Annotated in this window: 13 protein-coding genes; 3 read left to right on the top strand and 10 right to left on the bottom strand. The window is 70.3% G+C overall.

The genetic code is table 11. From position 1 onward, the window contains the following. Nucleotides 1-14 precede the first annotated feature (14 nt). From AC07YS_RS10895 to ntrC, 3 genes are read left to right on the top strand one after another with little or no spacing between them, the layout of a single operon-like run. Nucleotides 15-539, top strand: coding sequence for a hypothetical protein (locus tag AC07YS_RS10895; protein WP_095744472.1), 525 nt, complete (start codon nt 15-17; stop codon nt 537-539). Between the two features lie 14 nt (nt 540-553). Continuing rightward, nucleotides 554-1,633, top strand: a complete 1,080-nt coding sequence (gene glnL, locus AC07YS_RS10890) for a nitrogen regulation protein NR(II) (RefSeq protein WP_062470910.1) — start codon at nt 554-556, stop codon at nt 1,631-1,633. A gap of 26 nt (nt 1,634-1,659) precedes the next feature. Then, the gene (gene ntrC, locus AC07YS_RS10885) at nt 1,660-3,180 is read left to right on the top strand and encodes a nitrogen regulation protein NR(I) (protein ID WP_070059801.1); all 1,521 of its coding nucleotides are present in this window, start codon (nt 1,660-1,662) and stop codon (nt 3,178-3,180) included. A gap of 27 nt (nt 3,181-3,207) precedes the next feature. Here the strand turns inward: ntrC and AC07YS_RS10880 are convergent, their stop codons facing one another. The 10 genes from AC07YS_RS10880 to fdh3B form a co-directional block, all read right to left on the bottom strand. Further along, a complete protein-coding gene (locus AC07YS_RS10880; RefSeq protein WP_159277719.1) occupies nt 3,208-3,738 on the bottom strand; it encodes a hypothetical protein in 531 nt (176 codons plus the stop codon). Nucleotides 3,739-3,743: 5 nt separating this feature from the next. After that, nucleotides 3,744-4,529 carry an exodeoxyribonuclease III gene (gene xth, locus AC07YS_RS10875; RefSeq protein WP_095744475.1) on the bottom strand — a complete coding sequence of 262 codons (786 nt, stop codon included), beginning with the start codon at nt 4,527-4,529 and terminating at the stop codon, nt 3,744-3,746. Nucleotides 4,530-4,751: 222 nt separating this feature from the next. Then, complete coding sequence (locus AC07YS_RS10870) at nt 4,752-6,245, bottom strand: ABC transporter permease (RefSeq protein WP_495267680.1); 1,494 nt, start codon at nt 6,243-6,245, stop codon at nt 4,752-4,754. A gap of 76 nt (nt 6,246-6,321) precedes the next feature. Further along, nucleotides 6,322-7,152, bottom strand: coding sequence for an ABC transporter substrate-binding protein (locus AC07YS_RS10865; RefSeq protein ID WP_447742671.1), 831 nt, complete (start codon nt 7,150-7,152; stop codon nt 6,322-6,324). A gap of 48 nt (nt 7,153-7,200) precedes the next feature. Next, nucleotides 7,201-9,120 carry a molybdopterin biosynthesis protein gene (locus tag AC07YS_RS10860; protein WP_495267679.1) on the bottom strand — a complete coding sequence of 640 codons (1,920 nt, stop codon included), beginning with the start codon at nt 9,118-9,120 and terminating at the stop codon, nt 7,201-7,203. After that, entirely contained in the window at nt 9,117-10,370 is a 1,254-nt protein-coding gene (locus AC07YS_RS10855) for a molybdopterin molybdotransferase MoeA (RefSeq protein WP_307694352.1), read from the bottom strand. Before AC07YS_RS10855 ends, AC07YS_RS10860 begins: the two co-directional genes overlap by 4 nt. A 151-nt stretch (nt 10,371-10,521) precedes the next feature. Next, entirely contained in the window at nt 10,522-10,911 is a 390-nt protein-coding gene (locus tag AC07YS_RS10850) for a hypothetical protein (RefSeq protein WP_495267678.1), read from the bottom strand. After that, on the bottom strand, nt 10,908-12,164 hold the full coding sequence (locus AC07YS_RS10845; RefSeq protein WP_495267677.1) for a formate dehydrogenase subunit gamma: 1,257 nt from the start codon (nt 12,162-12,164) through the stop codon (nt 10,908-10,910). Before AC07YS_RS10845 ends, AC07YS_RS10850 begins: the two co-directional genes overlap by 4 nt. Before the next feature lie 12 nt (nt 12,165-12,176). Next, nucleotides 12,177-12,428 carry a hypothetical protein gene (locus AC07YS_RS10840; RefSeq protein ID WP_082817975.1) on the bottom strand — a complete coding sequence of 84 codons (252 nt, stop codon included), beginning with the start codon at nt 12,426-12,428 and terminating at the stop codon, nt 12,177-12,179. Further along, nucleotides 12,425-13,045: a formate dehydrogenase FDH3 subunit beta gene (fdh3B, locus tag AC07YS_RS10835; RefSeq protein ID WP_062470938.1), complete on the bottom strand. Its 621-nt coding sequence runs from the start codon at nt 13,043-13,045 to the stop codon at nt 12,425-12,427. The genes AC07YS_RS10840 and fdh3B overlap by 4 nt, the downstream gene beginning before the upstream one ends. Nucleotides 13,046-13,051: the final 6 nt, after the last annotated feature.

Here is a 13,051-nt window from a genome sequence, read left to right as displayed (position 1 = left end):
CTCTCCGGATCCAAATGAAGACTGCTTCCCTGATTTTCCTGGCCGCCGCCTCGTTCGCCACCGCCACGGCGGCGCTCGCGCAAGAGCGCGTCTGGCGCTGCGGCAACGAGTACACCAACAACGCGACCGTGGCCCAGCAAAAGGGCTGCAAGATCATGGAAGGCGGCAACGTCACCGTCGTGCAGGGCACGAAGCCTTCGGGCGGCGGTGGTGGCAGCGCGTCGTCGTCGGGCGGTTCATCCGCCGCGCGCGCCCCGGCGGGCAGCCCGCGCGTCGAAGGCGTCGACCAGCGCGCCCGCGACGGCGAGGCGCGCTCGGTGCTCGAGGCCGAGCTGCGCAAGGCCGAGGCCCGCCAGACCGAGCTCAAGAAGGAATACAACAACGGCGAGCCCGAGAAGCAGGGCAGCGAAGGCCGCAACTACCAGAAGTACCTGGACCGCGTGGCCGAGATGAAGGCCGAACTCGCGCGCAACGAGAGCGACATCGCCGGCATCCGCCGCGAAATCGGCCGCCTGCCCGGCAAGCCGCAAGCGCAGTAAGCGGCGCGCAGTCCATGGTGTTCGGCAAGAAGGCGACTGGCGCCAATCCGCGCTTTCGCGCCTTCGACCTCTTGTCCACGCTGATCGCGGTGGTCAACAGCGACGGCTCGGTGCTGTTCGCCAACGCGGGCCTCGAAGACGCGCTGGGTACCTCGCGGCGCACGCTCGAGGGCTCGCAGTTCGGCGCTTGTTTCCATGAGCCGCAGGTGCTGCGCACCGCGCTCGACGGCGCCAGCAGCAACGACTTCGCCACGCTGCGCTACGAGGCCTTTTTGCGCCGCGTGAACCACGAGCTGATGCCCGTGCAGGTCACGCTCGCGCACGGCGACAAGAAGGGCGAGCTCATCATCGAGATGTCGCCGCTGGAGCAGCAGGTGCGCCAGGACCGCGAGGAGCGCCTGATCGACCAGGCGCAGGCCAACAAGGAACTCATCCGCAACCTCGCGCACGAGATCAAGAACCCGCTGGGCGGCATCCGCGGCGCGGCGCAGTTACTGCAGATGGAGGTCGAGTCGCGCGACCTCATCGAGTACACCCAGGTCATCATCCACGAGGCCGACCGGCTGCAGACGCTGGTCGACCGGCTGCTGGCGCCGCACCGGCGCCCGCACGTGGTGGGCGACGTGAACATCCACGAGGTGTGCGAGCGCGTGCGCTCGGTGATCCTGGCCGAGTTTCCGCGCGACCTGCACATCGAGCGCGACTTCGACGTCTCCATTCCCGAGTTCCGCGGCGACCGCGAGCAGCTCATCCAGGCCACGCTCAACATCGCGCACAACGCGGCGCAGGCCCTGGCCGAGCGCCGCGCGGCGGGCGATGCGCAGATCACTTTCAAGACCCGTGTGGCCCGCCAGGTGATCTTCAACAAGCAGTGGTATCGATTGGCACTGGAATTGCATGTCATCGACAATGGACCGGGTGTGCCGGACACGATCAAGGACCGCATCTTCTATCCGCTCGTTTCGGGCAGGGAAGGCGGGACCGGGCTGGGACTGACGCTTGCGCAAACTTTTGTGCAACAGCATCACGGCGTGATCGAGTGCGACAGCGTCCCGGGCCGAACCGATTTCAAGATATTGATTCCGCTGCCCTAGCGCAGCCCCGGCAACAGAGGAGATGCATGAAGCCGATCTGGATAGTTGATGACGACCAATCGATACGCTTCGTGCTCGAGAAGGCACTGCTGCGCGAAGACCTGCCCACGCGCAGCTTCACGAACACACGCGAAGTGCTGGCCGCGCTCGAACAGGCCGAAGGCGACGAGCAGCAGGGCCCGCAGGTCCTGGTGAGCGACATCCGCATGCCGGGCGGCTCGGGGCTCGACCTGCTCGACAAGATCAAGGCCAAGCACCCCGGCCTGCCGGTCATCATCATGACCGCCTTCTCCGACCTGGACAGCGCGGTCTCGGCCTTCCAGGGCGGCGCCTTCGAATACCTGCCCAAGCCCTTCGACCTGCCGCGTGCCGTGGAACTCATCCGCCGCGCCGTCGACGAAAGCCAGCGCGAAGAGGTGTCCGAAGAGCGCATGGTCGCTGCGCCCGAGATGCTCGGCCAGGCGCCCGCGATGCAGGACGTGTTCCGTGCCATCGGCCGGCTGTCGCAAAGCAACGTCACGGTGCTCATCACCGGCGAATCGGGCTCGGGTAAGGAGCTGGTGGCGCGCGCGCTGCACAAGCACTCGCCGCGCGCCAACGGCCCCTTCGTGGCGATCAACACCGCCGCCATTCCGAAAGACCTGCTCGAGAGCGAACTCTTCGGCCACGAGCGCGGCGCCTTCACCGGCGCGCAGACCATGCGCCGCGGCCGCTTCGAGCAGGCCGAGGGCGGCACGCTGTTCCTCGACGAAATCGGCGACATGCCCTTCGACCTGCAGACGCGCCTCTTGCGCGTGCTCAGCGACGGCCACTTCTACCGCGTGGGCGGCCACAACTCGGTCAAGGCCAACGTGCGCGTCATCGCGGCCACCCACCAGGACCTCGAGCAGCGCGTGAAGCTCGGCGGTTTCCGCGAAGACCTGTTCCACCGCCTCAACGTGATCCGCCTGCGCCTGCCCGCGCTGCGCGAACGCGGCGAAGACGTGCCCGCGCTCACGCGCCACTTCCTGCAGCAGAGCGCGCGCCAGCTGGGCGTCGAGCCCAAGCGCATCTCCGATGCGGCGCTGGCCAGGCTTGCGGCCTTCAACTTCCCGGGCAACGTGCGCCAGCTCGAGAATATCTGCCACTGGCTGACCGTGATGGCGCCCGCGCAGCTGATCGAGTCGAAAGACCTGCCGCCCGAAGTGATGGCGGGCAGCGGGGCGGACGTGCATGCGGCGGTGGCCGAGGCGGCGGCGCCCGTGCAGGCTGCAGCGCCGTTGGCCGTCGAGCGCGACGCGTCCGCGCCGGTGGTCGCGGCCCCCGAGGCGGTGCCAGGCGCACCGACGGGCCCCAGCGCCTGGGAAAGCGGCCTCGAGGCCGAGGCTCAGGCGCTGCTGGCCGCAGGCCGCACCGACGTGTGGGACGTGCTCACGCGTCGCTTCGAATCGCGGCTGATCCTCACCGCGCTGGCCAACACGCGCGGCCGGCGCATCGAGGCGGCCCAGAAGCTGGGCATCGGGCGCAACACCATCACCCGGAAAATCCAGGAACTCGGTATCGAATGAAAAGGCCCTCCCAGGGCCTTTTTTTTATTACCGGCTGCGCTGGCCGAGCGTGAGGGAATCGAGCTGGAAATTGCCGCTCTTGTCCCAGAGCCAGGTGTCGACGTACGTGTGACCGCCCAGCTTGCCGGGGCTCGGCAAGGGCGAGGTCGCCTTGACCAGCTCCGCGATCATCGGCGGCACCTCGGGCGCATGGCTGGGCACGCGGCTGAACGTGACGTTGGTGACCTTGCCGTTCGCATCGATCTCGGTCTCGACCACCACCACGGCGTACACCAGCGGCGGGATCTTGCCTTTGTAGATGCGGCTGGCATACGCCTTGTAGATGTGGCGTGCGCCGGTCTTGCGGTAGGTGCGGATCGCGGGCGTCTGCGCGGTGATGAGCCGCACGGTCGGCACGTCGCGGCTGCCTTCGGTGGCGGTTGCGCCGCCGGGCGATGTGCTGCCTGTGCCGCTTTCCGATCCGCCGCCCGGCTTGAGCACCGAGCAGGCGGCCAGCGCGAGCGCCGCGGCGGCGATCGCGGCGGAACGGGCAAGGCGTGCGGCGATCGGCGTCGTCATGGCCGTCAGGCGCCCGCGCCGAGTTCGAGCACCACCGGGGCGTGGTCGCTCGGCTTTTCCCACTTGCGCGGCACGCGGTCGATGACGCAGCCCTTCACCAGCGGCCGCAGCGGCTCGCTCACGAGGATGTGGTCGATGCGCAGGCCGCGGTTCTTCTGGTAGCCCAGCATGCGGTAGTCCCACCACGAGAAGCTTTTTTCGGGCTGCTCGAACATGCGGAAGCTGTCGGTCAGGCCCAGGCCGAGCAGCGCCTTGAAGTGGTCGCGCTCTTCGGTCGTGTGGTGGATCGTTTCCTTCAGGCCCACGGGGTCGAAGCTGTCGCGGTCCTCGGGCGTGACGTTGAAGTCGCCCAGCAGCACGAGGTTCGGGTGCGCCGCGAGTTCACGCGCAATGTAGGCGTGCAGCGCGTCGAGCCACTTCATCTTGTAGGCGAACTTCTCGCTGCCCGGTTCCTGGCCGTTCACGAAGTAGCCGTTGATCACGCGCAGCGGGCCCGAGGGCGTCTCGATGGTGGCGGCGATCACGCGCGACTGCTCGTCGGCGAAGTTCTCGATGTTCTTCACCACGTCGCGCACCGGCGCCAGGCTGAGGATGGCGACGCCGTTGTAGGTCTTCTGCCCGAACACCGCCGCTTCGTAGCCGGCCGACTTCAGCACCTCGAGCGGAAACTTGTCGTCGGTCATCTTGAGCTCCTGCAGGCACAGCACATCGACCGGGTTGGCGATGAGCCAGTCGAGCACATGCTGCAGGCGCGCGGTGAGGGAGTTGACGTTCCAGGTGGCTATTTTCATGAGGGCTCTGCGTATTCGGTTATCGGGGGCGGTCGTGCGTTCGCAGCCGGTCGGTGAGGTCTCTGTGCAGGCGAAGGAAGTGGCCGCGCCCAGACCCGGAAGGAAGGCGTGTCGGCAGCGAGACCGCGACAGTGATTTCCATCGCGGTATTTTGCCTCGCTGGATCGGGATGCCGTGTAAGCGAAGGCGAGGGGCGCGGAACCGCCGACCCGCCCGCCGGCGCTAGGGCTGAAGGTACCAGCCCAGCTCGCCCTGCAGGAACTGGGCGGCCTCGGGCGGCAGATCGTCCGAGTCGAAGAAGCTCGCCACAGGCCGCTCGACCACGATGCACCCCGCGTGCAGGTACGCCACGCGCGTGGCCAGGCGCTTGGCCTGCCCGAGGTTGTGCGTGCTCATCACGATCGTCACGCCGCTGTGGGCGACTTCTTCGATGAGGGCCTCGATCTCGTTCTTGGCGCCAGGGTCCAGGCTGGCCGTGGGCTCGTCCAGGAACAGGATGTCCGGCTGCAGCGCCCAGGCGCGCGCCAGGCCCAGGCGCTGTTGCTGGCCGCCCGACAGCGAACGCGCCGAGCGCTCGGCATGTTCGAGCAGGCCCACGCGCGCCAGCGCCAGGCCGCAGCGCTCGCTGCGCTCGGCGGCCGGCACGCCCGCCAGCCACAGGCCCACCCACACATTGCGCCACACCGAGAGGCTCAGCAGGAACGGGCGCTGGAACAGCATGGCCGCGCGCGGCAGGCGGCCTTCGGGCCGCAGCGGCAGGCGCTCGCAGCGCCCTTCGCAGGGCAGCAGCCCGTGCAGCAGCCGCAGCAGCGTGGTCTTGCCCGAGCCGTTGGCGCCCACGAGCACGAGCCGGTCGCTCCGGTGCAGGGTCAGCGAGGCCTCGTCCAGCGCGACCAGCGCGCCGAAGCGCACCGTGGCGCGCTCGAGCCGGATCAGCGGCACCGTGCCGACCGCGGCCGGCGTGTGCGAGGCGGGCGTGCGGCGCACCGCGCGCGGCTTCGCCGGCGGGGCGGTGCTCAGCGGGCGCGTGGCCAGCCATTGCAGCAGCCCGATGGCGCCGTTGACCGCGCCGACCACCGCCAGCAGCACGATGCCCAGCGCCAGGGCCAGCGCGAGGTCGCCCTTGCTGGTCTCCAGCGCGATGGTGGTGGTCATCACGCGCGTGACGCCGGCGATGTTGCCGCCGACGATCATCACGGCGCCGACCTCGGCGATGGCCCGCGCGAAGGCCGTGAGCAGCACGGTGGCCACGCCCATCCGGTCGTGCACCAGCATCAGCAGGGCGGTGGCGAGCGGCCCGGCGCCCAGCGAGCGCAGCTGGTCGCCGCCGTCGGCCAGCGCCGCCATCACGAGCCGGCGCGACAGCGCGGCGATCAGCGGCGTGACGAGCACGCTCTGCGCCACCACCATCGCCGACGGCGTGAACAGGATGCCCAGTTCGCCCAGCGGCCCCGAGCGCGAGAGCAGCAGGTACACCAGCAGGCCCACGACCACGGCGGGCAGGGCCAGCAGCGTGTTCACCAGCCACACGGCCAGCGCATGCCCCGGAAACCGCGCCACCGCCAGCCATGCGCCCAGCAGCAGGCCGAACAGCGCGCCGATCAGGCAGGCCGTGGCGCTCACCTGCAGCGAGAGCGCCGTGATGCGCACGAGTTCGGGGTCGGCGCCGGTGATGAGGCGCCAGGCCAGCGCCCAGCCTTCGGTCACGGTGTTCATCGAGGGACGGCCTTCATCGCCACCGCGAGGCGGTGTTCATCGCGTGGCCCGGCCCGGCCATCGACCGGCGCGCCGTTCACTGGCCCGCGTTCGGGAAGAAGAGCTGCTCGCCGCCGATCTTGTACGCGGCGATCGCGGCCTGCCCGTCGCGCGACACGACCCAGTCGGAGAACGCCTGCGCCAGGTCTTTCTTCACGTGCGGGTGCCTGGCCGGGTTCACGACGATCACGCCGTACTGGTTGAACAGCTGCTTGTCGCCCTCGACCACGATGCCCAGGTCGGCGCGGTTCTTGAAGTTGAGCCAGGTGCCGCGGTCGGACAGCACATAGGCATTGGTCGACGCCGCGATGTTGAGCGCCTGGCCCATGCCGCAGCCGCATTCCTTGTAGCCGGCCGGCTTGGCGGCGGCCAGGTCGATGCCGGCGAGTTTCCACTGGCGCAGTTCGGCCGCATGCGTGCCGCTCTTGTCGCCGCGCGAGACGAAGGCGCCGCCCGTGGTGCCCAGGCGCTTGAGCGCCGCCGCGATGTCGTTGCCGCGCACGCCGGCCGGGTCGGACTTGGGCCCGATCAGCACGAAGTCGTTGTACATGACCGGGCGACGCGGCAGGCCGAAGCCTTCGGCGACGAACTTCTCTTCGGCGGGCTGGTCGTGCACGAACAGCGCGTCGGCGTCGCCGCGGCGCGCCATGTCCAGCGCCTGCCCGGTGCCCACCGCCACCACGCGCACCTCGGTGCCCGATGCCTTGGTGAACTGCGGCAGCAGGTGCTTGAACAGGCCCGACTGTTCCGTCGAGGTGGTCGAGGCCAGCACGATGAACTTGTCCTGGGCGTGCGCCATCGGCGCGAGCAGCGCACCAGCAAGTGCGCCGGCGAGGGCGAGAAGGGTGAAGCGTCTGCGCGAAGCCATCGTCATCGTGTCAGTCCTCGAGAGTGAAAGAAAGAAGCGGTTCGGCCATCAAGCGGCGGCATCGACGCGAAAGCCCAGCCGGCCCAGCGCCTCGCGCGCATCGGCCGATTGCAGCAACGCAATGAAGGCCTGCACCGGCGCGCGCCCAAGCCGTGCCTGGGGCACCACGAAGTCGTAGCGTTCCTCCTGCACGGGAATGAAGCCCAGCCCGTACTGCCGCGCGACCGTGTCGATGGCCAGGCCCCAGTCGGCGCGCTGCTGCGCCACGGCCACCGCCACCGCGTTGTGCGACTTGGTCTGCACGCCGTAGCCGGGCGGTTGCGCGCCGCCGAGCAGGCGGTCGATGAGGATGCGCGTGCCGCTGCCGGCGTTGCGGTTGACCATGGTGCAGCCGGGCTGCGCGCTCGCGGCCGCGATGGCCGCGGCGGCGTCCAGGCCCTCGAAGCGCGTGTCGCCGGGGCGATGGACCACGCCCTGCATGCGGCCGTAGCCCGTCACCAGTTCGAGGCCCGGCGTGAGCAGCGGCCGGTTGTAGACGCCCGTGGTCGGGTCCATCAGGTGGATGCCGGCCACGTCGCATTCGCCGCGCTTGGCGGCCATCAGCCCGCCGGTGCTGCCCACGTTCATGGCCTTGATGCGGATGCCCTGGCGCATCAGCTCGCCGGCCAGCCAGTCCAGGCCCACGCAATGGCTGCCGATGAAGATCAGGTCGGCGGCGTCCAGTCCCTGGCCCAGCAGCTGCACCTGCACGGGGGCGCCGGCGTCGACGATCTCGGTGTGCTGGCCGATGGTGATGAAGCCGTCGGCGCTGCTGAAGGTGGTGACCGAGCCCGAGCCCTTGCCCATCGGGTAGGCGGCCACGCCGTCGTCGGTGGGCACCAGGCCCACCAGGAGGTACTCGGTGCGGCCGCGCTCGGAATTCACGCGCATCGGCAGCGTGGCCGCCACGTGCGCGTGCCGCTGCGGCGGCCGGCCCGCGAAGGCGCGGATCACGGGCGCCAGGAACTCGTGGAAGGTGAAGACCGCCGAGGTCGGAAAGCCCGGCAGGATCACGACCGGCTTGCCGCCCGTGACCGCCAGGCACACCGGCTTGCCGGGCTTGAGCGCCACGCCGTGCGCCACCACGCCCGGGTCGCCGAGGGCGGCCACCACACGGTACGACAGGTCGCCTTCGCCTTTGGACGTGCCGCCCGAGAAGACGACGGCGTCGCATGCCAGGCCCTGCGTGAGCGCGGCCGACAGCAGGGCCTCGTCGTCGGGGATCACGCCCAGGCGCACCGGCTCGCCGCCCAGTTCCTCGACCGCGGCGCCGATGATGGCGGCGTTGGAGTCGTACACCGCGCCCATGGGCAGCGGCGCACCGGGCGCGACGATCTCGTTGCCGGTGGAGAAGATGGCGATGCGCGGCTTGCGCCACACGCCGACCTCGGCCAGGCCCAGCGCCGCGAGCACGCCGATCTCGCGCGAGCTCAGCACCTGGCCGGCGCGCAGCACGGTCTCGCCGCGCGCGATGTCGGTGCCGGCGTAGCTGACGTTCTCGCCGGCCGTGGCGGCGCGGCGCACCTGCACGTTGCCGCCGTCGAGGTCGGTGTGTTCCACCATCACCACCGCGTCGGCGCCGCGCGGCAGCATGCCGCCGGTGGCGATCGCCGTGGCGCACCCGGGCGTCACTTCGCGCTGCGGCACGATGCCCGGTGCGAGCGTCTCGCCCACGAGGGCCAGCGCGCGGACCTGTTCTTCCATCGCGCCCCAGGTGTCGGCGGCCTGCACGGCAAAGCCGTCGACGTTGGAGCGGTCGAAGCCGGGCACGTCGATGGCGGCGACCGCGTCGTCGGCGAGCACCCGGCCCAGCGCCGCGTGCAGGGGAATGGTCTCGCGGCCCAGCGGCGCGAGGCGCAGGTGTTCGCGGAAGCGGCGCTCGGCCTCGTCCCGCGTGACGACATCGAGAAATTGCGATTGGGCTTTCACAGGCACTCGTACAGATGAACAGTGACGTCGGTCCCGGGCCCGAAGCCTTCGCTTTCGGCGGGGGCGATCACGAAGCCGTCGGCGCGCGTGGTCGAGCTCAGCACCGAGGCGCCCGAGAGCGCGAGCGGCTCCACGCCGTCGGCGCCGATCTTCACGCGCACGTAGTCGACGCGCCCCACCTGCGAGACGATCTTGCGCGCCACGGTGGCGCGCGTGCGCGGGTAGGGCCAGTCGGCGGGCCGGCCGCCGAGCAGTCGGATCGCACGCCCGGCAAAGAAGTCGTAGGCGCACAGGCAGGAGACCGGGTTGCCCGGCAGCAGGAACACCAGCGTGTCGCCGATGCGCCCCATGCCGGCCGGGCTGGAGGGCCGCATCGCGATGCCGTGGATCGCGAGTTCGCCGAGTTCGGCCAGCAGGCGCGGCGCGTGGTCCTCGGCGCCCACGCTGGAGCCGCCGGAAATGAGCACCACGTCGGCACCGGGCGCGGCCAGTGCCTGCGCGATGATTTGCGGGTCGTCGCCCAGGCGCTGGTGCGACTCGAGCAGGCCGCCGTCGCGCGCCACGAGGCCGCGCAAGGTGACGGAGTTGGCGTCGTAGATCTCGCTCGGGCCCTTGGGCGTGCCGGGCGCGCGCACCTCGTTGCCGGTGACGAGCAGCCGCACGCGCGGCCGGCGCACCACCTGCAACTGCGCCAGGCCGAGCGACGCCGCCAGCCCCGCGTCCTGCGGGCGCAGGCGGCGGCCCGTGGCCAGCGCGGTGCTGCCGCGCGCGATGTCCTCGCCGACGTGGCCCACGTGCTGGCCCGGCGCGACGGCGCGCGTGATGGCCAGGCGTCCGTCCTGCTCGCTCGCGTACTCGGCGGGCACCACGGCGTCCAGCCCGCGCGGCACCGGGGCGCCGGTCATGATGCGGATGGCGGCGCCCGCGGGCACCTCGCCTTCGAAGGGACGGCCGGGCCAGGCGTGGCCGGCGATCGGAAATTCGAGCGGGTTGTATTCGCCGGCCCCCGTGGTCTCGCCGCCGCGCAGCGCATAGCCGTCCATGGCCGCGCGGTCGAACTCGGGCACCGCGATGGGCGCGATCACCTCCTGCAGCAGCACCCGCCCCGTGGCCTCGTCGACGGCCACGGATTCACCGGGCAGCAAGGGCGTGTGGGCGTCGATCCAGGCGAGGGCGGTGGGCACCTCGGCGCGCTGCGTGAAGCCGCGCATACGCACATCGGTCGAGGCAGTTCGTTCGGGTGTGGGCATCGGGGCCAGTATAGAAGTTGGAGGTCGCCGGCGTGGTCGGGCATGGCACCCGACAGCCATGCACAAGGCGGCCGTGCCGGACCTTGCCGGCGGGCCATTTGCGGTCGTTTTTTCTTCAGCCGCGTCCGCGCACGCGCGGTGCGCCGCCGGCTTACTTCTTGGGTGCGGGATTCGTCTGTGCCGAGGTCTGGTTCGAACTCGGCGGCGACGCGGCCGTGGGGGCCGGGGAGTGGGCGCCCGATGCCTCGATGGGCTTGGTTTCAACCTTGGGGGCAGCGGCGTAAGGCCCCGGGTCCACGCAGGGCGGCGTGGCCACCGCGGTCGGTGCCGGCTTGCCGGCGGCCTGCGCGCTCGCGCGGTACTTGGCGGCGACCTGGTCCTGTGACTTGCACAGCAGGTAGCCGTCGGTCTTGGCGCTCCACGCGGTGCGGGCCGCGGCCTCGGCGGCCTTGGCCTGCGCTTCCGGCGTGGGCGGGGGGAGCTTGGCGACAGCGGAGGTCGCAGCGAGTGCGCACAGAAGAAGGGTCAGCGTGTGCTTCATGCGGAGGTTCCTTGCTGCGCCGTCGCCGGCCGTGCGGGCTCGGGTACGCCGGCGGGTTGCGAGCGCTGCGCGGGGATCTTGCCGGCCTGGATGTCGTCGTACCAGAGCTTGTGGTGCTCGCGCGCCCAAGCCTCGTCGACATAGCCTTCGCGCATCGCCTTGTAGGCGCCGTCCATGCCCAGCGTGCCGATGTAGATGTGGCCCATGATCATCGCCATCATGAGCAGCGTGGCCACCGCATGCACCATGTGCGCGACCTGCATCTCGCCGCGCGTGTAGACGAAGCCGGGCAGCAGCTTGTCCAGGAACAGGCCCGAGGCGATGACGATGCTGCCCAGGAACAGCACGCCGCCCCAGAACACCGCCTTCTCGCCGGCGTTGAAGCGGTGCGACGCGGGCTCCTTGCCGCCGAACAGGCCGCCGCCGTGCCGCAGCCAGGTGAAGTCGTCCTTGCTCGGCCAGTTGCTGCGGATGAAGGTGAAGATCATGAACAGCGTGGTCACCACGAACAGCGGCCCCACGAAGTTGTGCACCGTCTTGAGCACGTAGGCGAGCCAGCCGAACAGCGCGCTGCCCAGCACCGGCAGCAGGAAGAACTTGCCGAAGGCCATCACGATGCCCGAGATCGCGAGCGTGACGAAGGCCAGCGCGTTCGACCAGTGCGTGGCGCGCTCGAACGGCGTGAAGCGCTCGATCTTGCGGCCGGTTTCGGTGCCGTGCAGGCGGATCGGCCCGCGCGTGAAATAGAAGATGGCCAGCGCCAGCAGCGTCACGAAGAGCAGCGCCGCGCCGTACGGAATGATCCAGTCGTTGCGCACCTGCCGCCAGGCCTCGCCCGCGTTGGTGAAGCGCGAACCCGGGTACTGCACGAAGCGCTGGATCAGGTTGCCGGCCTCGGGCGCCTGGCTCACCGGCAGGCTGCTGTAGCCGGTGACGCCGCCGCTCACCTGGCGCCACATCGGCGCGTTGTTGCCGGGCTGCACCTTGTTGCGCTCGCCGTTGGTCTGGTTGAGGTAGTTGGGATCGGCGCTGGCCTCGGGCTTGACGTCGAAGATGTTCTGGCTGCGGATGCCGCCCTCGGCCTTCGGTGCTGCTGCCGTGGCAGCGGCAGGCGAAGCAGGGGCGGGCGATGCGGTCACGGCGCCGCTCGCGGCCGGTTTGGCCTCCTGGGCCGGCGCCACCGCCGCCCAGCCCAGGAGCGCGGTCGCCAGCAGCGCGTGGAACGCGTGCCTGGTGCGAATGGTGACGCTCATGCGGCCTCCGGTTCAGTTTTCTCGGGTGTACTCGTTCTGGCCGTTGGAGCGCGTCTTGATCTGCTGCTCCCACGCCGTCTTGTCGCCCACCTTCCAGCCGGGCGCGGTGAAGGCGGTGCCGGTGTTGGCCTGCGTGCCCGTGCCGCTCCAGGGCACCGCGTCGTGCTTGACGCCCTCGGCGTTCGTCTGCGGCTTCTCGCTGCAGGCCGCCAGCAGCATCGCGCCCGAGGCGAGCGCGACGAGCATCACGACCGCGCGCTTCACTTGGTGCCTCCGGTGGGCGGCGTGCCGGCCTGCTGCGAGCCGTAGGCCGTGCCCCAGCCCCAGACCTCGGCGCCCGTGCCGCGGTGCACGACGCGGGTGCGGAAGATGTCGGCCACCACGTCGCCGTCGCCGGCCAGCAGGGCCTTGGTCGAGCACATCTCGGCGCAGGCCGGCAGCTTGCCTTCGGCCAGGCGGTTGCGGCCGTACTTCTCGAACTCGGCTTCGGAGCCGTTGGCTTCGGGGCCACCGGCGCAGAAGGTGCATTTGTCCATCTTGCCGCGCGCACCGAAGGTGCCCTGCGACGGGAACTGCGGCGCGCCGAAGGGGCAGGCGTACGAGCAGTAGCCGCAGCCGATGCACACGTCCTTGTCGTGCAGCACCACGCCTTCGTCGGTGCGGTAGAAGCATTGCACGGGGCACACCGCCATGCAGGGCGCGTCGGAGCAGTGCATGCAGGCCACCGAGATCGATTTCTCGCCCGGCAGGCCGTCATTGAGCGTGACCACGCGGCGGCGGTTCACGCCCCAGGGCACCTCGTTCTCGTTCTTGCAGGCCGTGACGCAGCCGTTGCACTCGATGCAGCGCTCGGAATCGCAGACGAACTTCATTCTTGCCATGGTGAT

This window comes from Variovorax sp. GW458-11-26-14-LB1, assembly GCF_059423965.1.
The sequence above is the reverse complement of the archived record's forward strand: the minus strand, read 5'-3'. Positions and strand labels throughout refer to the sequence as shown.

Bases quoted from the DNA above. Each gene is read 5' to 3' on its own strand.
- AC07YS_RS10880 (WP_159277719.1), bottom strand. From the start codon at position 3,738: ATGACGACGCCGATCGCCGCACGCCTTGCCCGTTCCGCCGCGATCGCC.
- AC07YS_RS10850 (WP_495267678.1), bottom strand. From the start codon at position 10,911: ATGAAGCACACGCTGACCCTTCTTCTGTGCGCACTCGCTGCGACCTCC.
- AC07YS_RS10845 (WP_495267677.1), bottom strand. From the start codon at position 12,164: ATGAGCGTCACCATTCGCACCAGGCACGCGTTCCACGCGCTGCTGGCG.
- xth (WP_095744475.1), bottom strand. From the start codon at position 4,529: ATGAAAATAGCCACCTGGAACGTCAACTCCCTCACCGCGCGCCTGCAG.
- AC07YS_RS10895 (WP_095744472.1), top strand. From the start codon at position 15: ATGAAGACTGCTTCCCTGATTTTCCTGGCCGCCGCCTCGTTCGCCACC.
- AC07YS_RS10865 (WP_447742671.1), bottom strand. From the start codon at position 7,152: ATGGCTTCGCGCAGACGCTTCACCCTTCTCGCCCTCGCCGGCGCACTT.
- ntrC (WP_070059801.1), top strand. From the start codon at position 1,660: ATGAAGCCGATCTGGATAGTTGATGACGACCAATCGATACGCTTCGTG.
- AC07YS_RS10855 (WP_307694352.1), bottom strand. From the start codon at position 10,370: ATGCCCACACCCGAACGAACTGCCTCGACCGATGTGCGTATGCGCGGC.
- AC07YS_RS10870 (WP_495267680.1), bottom strand. From the start codon at position 6,245: ATGAACACCGTGACCGAAGGCTGGGCGCTGGCCTGGCGCCTCATCACC.
- glnL (WP_062470910.1), top strand. From the start codon at position 554: ATGGTGTTCGGCAAGAAGGCGACTGGCGCCAATCCGCGCTTTCGCGCC.
- fdh3B (WP_062470938.1), bottom strand. From the start codon at position 13,045: ATGGCAAGAATGAAGTTCGTCTGCGATTCCGAGCGCTGCATCGAGTGC.